3 protein-coding genes and 1 pseudogene are annotated in these 2,837 nt (G+C 38.2%); 3 read left to right on the top strand and 1 reads right to left on the bottom strand.

From position 1 onward, the window contains the following. The 3 genes from IM477_RS00325 to IM477_RS00315 all read left to right on the top strand — a co-directional run. A partial coding sequence (locus IM477_RS00325) for a glycosyltransferase 87 family protein (RefSeq protein WP_287729977.1) occupies window positions 1–1,149 on the top strand: 1,149 nt, incomplete at its 5' end. Window positions 1,150–1,169: 20 nt separating this feature from the next. Further along, window positions 1,170–2,027, top strand: a complete 858-nt coding sequence (locus IM477_RS00320; RefSeq protein WP_287729976.1) for a glycosyltransferase — start codon at window positions 1,170–1,172, stop codon at window positions 2,025–2,027. A 202-nt stretch (window positions 2,028–2,229) separates the two neighbouring features. Beyond that, the gene (locus IM477_RS00315) at window positions 2,230–2,700 is read left to right on the top strand and encodes a DUF4079 domain-containing protein (protein ID WP_287729973.1); all 471 of its coding nucleotides are present in this window, start codon (window positions 2,230–2,232) and stop codon (window positions 2,698–2,700) included. Between the two features lie 13 nt (window positions 2,701–2,713). Here the strand turns inward: IM477_RS00315 and IM477_RS00310 are convergent. Next, window positions 2,714–2,837, bottom strand: a pseudogene (locus tag IM477_RS00310) (zinc ribbon domain-containing protein); the annotation flags it as partial.

Here is a 2,837-nt window from a genome sequence, read left to right as displayed (position 1 = left end):
TTCGTTCTGGGAGGATTATTTTTTATAGTTAGTAGTTTAGGGAAAAATCTGCCAATTCCCTCTAAAAATATTCTTTTAGCTGGACTCTTACTAGGATTAGCAACGGGGTTGAAATTAACCAATGCTTTATATAGTATTAGCTTTTTGGTAGCTATTAATTTTTTACCTAATTCTTGGTCAGAAAAGTTACGCAATTTAATTCTATCAATTCTCTCAATGGCCGTGGGTTTTAGTCTCACTGCTGGTTATTGGATTATCCTAATGTGGACAAAGTTTGCTAATCCTCTTTTTCCCTTCTATAATAAAATATTTCAATCTCCTTATATCGAAACCGACTACAATTTTAAAGGGATACAATATTTGCCTAAAGATATCTGGCAATGGTTGTTTTATCCTGTTTATTTTATCCAGAGACAAACTCTTGTATCTGAGGTTCCTTTCCAAGATAGCCGATTAGCTATAACCTATTTATTGATAATTTTACTAATAGTAGTGATTATTTTTCGTGTTATTTCTAAGCGCAATCTATCTTCTGAACCTGACTTAACCCACGGTGCAGTTTTAGGGTTTTTACTGCCTTTTTCTCTGACCGCTTACTCTATTTGGTTAGTGGGATTTTCTATCTATCGTTATCTGATGCCATTAGAATTAATCACTCCCACTTTAATTATTTTGATTATTGCCTATCTTTATCCTCGCAAGAAACCATTATTAATCATAAACTTGGTAATATTTTCCTTAATTGTCACTACGGTTAAACCGATGGATTGGTGGAGAATGGGATGGTCAGATCATTATTTTGGTATCGATAGTCAAGCATTAAAACCCTACGAAAATTCCACGATTGTTATCTGGGGAGATGAAGGAACATCTTTTATCGTCCCTTATTTTCCCGCTTCGACTCGTTTTGTGAGACTCAAAGGCAATACTGGAGTCAGTGAGGGAACTTTAATGCGAAAAAATGCCGAGACATTTATTGCTAATACTCCCCCAGAATCTCTCTACATTCTCCAGACAGACTTTAATAAAAAATCGCCTGATATAGTGGAGGATTTAGCGAAGGAAAATCTCGTTATTGATTTCCAAAGTTGTCAACCATTTCCCACCAAAATCGAAAATTTTAATCTCTGTCGTCTTCAGAAAAAGTAATTCTCTACCTTTTATCTGTAATGATTTATCTATTGACCGTTAACTACAATTGCGCGGAATTAATTAAGCGTTTAATCGCTTCCTTCGACGATGACTTATCTGCTACTCTCATCATTGTTAACAATTCCATTGAAGATAAAAATATCCAATCTTTAGCAGCGCAAAGAGTCAAGATTATTGAAGCGGGGGAAAATTTAGGATTTGGGAAAGGATGTAATCTGGGACTTGATTGGATTTATCAGCAAGACAGAAAAGCTATCGTTTGGTTAGTTAATCCTGACGCTTACTTATTACCGGACTCTCTGGAGAAAGCAAGCAAATTTTTTCAGCAATATCCGGAAGTTGCCATCGCTGGTACAGAAATTTACGAACCGGATGGTAAAATCTGGTTTGGTTGGGGAAAATTTAATGCCAAAATCGGCACAATTAACGTGGTGGAGGAATCCTTAGACTATGGAGATAAACCCTACCTTATTCCCGACTGGGTGACGGGATGCAGTTTATTAATTAATTTCTCTAATTTTTCCACTTGTCCCCATTTCGATCCCGATTACTTTCTCTACTACGAAGACTTTGATTTTTCCCGAAGATACGCAAATCAAGGCTATTTAGTTGTTGTTACCAATCAGATTAAAATCATTCATGAACCATCTTCTATCACCCGTCGCTATGGTTATCTAAGACTAACTCATAATATCTATAGTTATCTTCTCAGTCTCGAAAAACATACGACTTTAACTATCCTTGTTTATCGCTTGCTGCGGATGAGTTTTATGTCTTTACTGATCCTTCCCATTAAACCAAAATTCTCCCTAGCCAAGCTGCAAGGAATTCAACTCTATTGTCAAAGAATTATCACTAAACCGCGTCTAGGTTGAAACCTTAGTTTTGCCGCTTCTGGCATTATTCTTACTAAATCCTCTTTAAAAGCTATAGGAGAGCGGGGAGTGGCGAGTAGTGGTGATGGTGAGCTATCTTGCTGATCTAGTCTGACAAGTCTAATGACCCGAAAAATAAGGAAGAGTGAGCGATTCATGTTAATTTTTATTAAGAAGCGATCTTTGATGAGAACAGACAACTATGAACTTCGAGATTCCCAGTGCCGTAAAAACTTGGTCACAATTTGGCCATCCCATTCTCATGTGGATTTTATTAGGATTAACTATCTATGCCCTCTATTCGGGGCTACAATGGCGACGGACGCGTACAGCAGATAAAGACCTAAAAAAAGAATTATTGCCCAAGGATTTTCGCACTAAACACTATCAAATTGGCTCCCTAATCCTCGCTTTAATGGTCTTGGGGACGATCGGGGGTATGGCGGTGACTTATATTAATAACGGTAAATTATTTGTCGGTCCCCATCTGCTGGCGGGTTTAGGGATGGTGGGTTTAATCTCGATCAGTGCCGCTTTAGTACCTTTAATGCAAAAAGGCAATGAATTGGCCAGAATCACCCATATTACCCTTAATGCCGTCATTTTAGGTCTTTTTGGCTGGCAAGCCTTCACAGGAATGGATATAGTCCAGCGTATTCTCAGCAAAATTTGACATACTCCCACCGTCAAGCTACGCTGTGACGGGGGATTCTTGACCTATCACTATCGGAAATTCCTTGTTCAACGAGACAGCTTAGATTCTCAATGTCTCCACTGAAAATCCAGAGGCCGGACTCTCCCAAGGCGTTT

It is taken from the genome of Microcystis sp. M090S1 (genome assembly GCF_020246295.1).
GTDB lineage: Bacteria > Cyanobacteriota > Cyanobacteriia > Cyanobacteriales > Microcystaceae > Microcystis > Microcystis aeruginosa.
The sequence above is the reverse complement of the archived record's forward strand: the minus strand, read 5'-3'. Positions and strand labels throughout refer to the sequence as shown.

What these genes read in the sequence shown, in the direction of transcription:
- IM477_RS00320 (WP_287729976.1), top strand. Translation starts at nt 1,170, where the DNA reads ATGATTTATCTATTGACCGTTAACTACAATTGCGCGGAATTAATTAAG.
- IM477_RS00315 (WP_287729973.1), top strand. Translation starts at nt 2,230, where the DNA reads ATGAACTTCGAGATTCCCAGTGCCGTAAAAACTTGGTCACAATTTGGC.